Here is a 247-nt window from a genome sequence, read left to right as displayed (position 1 = left end):
ACCTGGAAGTGCTCGCCGACAGCCTGGAGCGCCTGCCGATCAAGGCCTGCTGGTTCATGAGCAACTTCCAGAACCCGATGGGCGCGAGCATGGACGACGAGAAGAAACGCGCCCTCGCCGAGCTGCTGGCGCGCCACCAGGTGCCGATGATCGAGGATGACGTCTACGCCGAGCTGTACTTCGGCCAGCAGGCGCCGAAACCGGTCAAGGCCTACGACCAGGAAGGCCTGGTGATGCACTGCAGTTC

1 protein-coding gene is annotated in these 247 nt (G+C 64.0%); it reads left to right on the top strand.

The genetic code is table 11. The features are described from left to right. On the top strand, positions 1-247 hold a 247-nt coding region (locus tag ACLJNW_RS27435), incomplete at both ends, for an aminotransferase class I/II-fold pyridoxal phosphate-dependent enzyme (protein WP_410961714.1).

It is taken from the genome of Salmonella sp. SAL4457 (assembly GCF_046548235.1).
Classification (GTDB): domain Bacteria; phylum Pseudomonadota; class Gammaproteobacteria; order Enterobacterales; family Enterobacteriaceae; genus Salmonella; species Salmonella enterica.
Note: the sequence above shows the minus strand (reverse complement) of the source record. Positions and strands in the feature narration are given on the sequence as shown.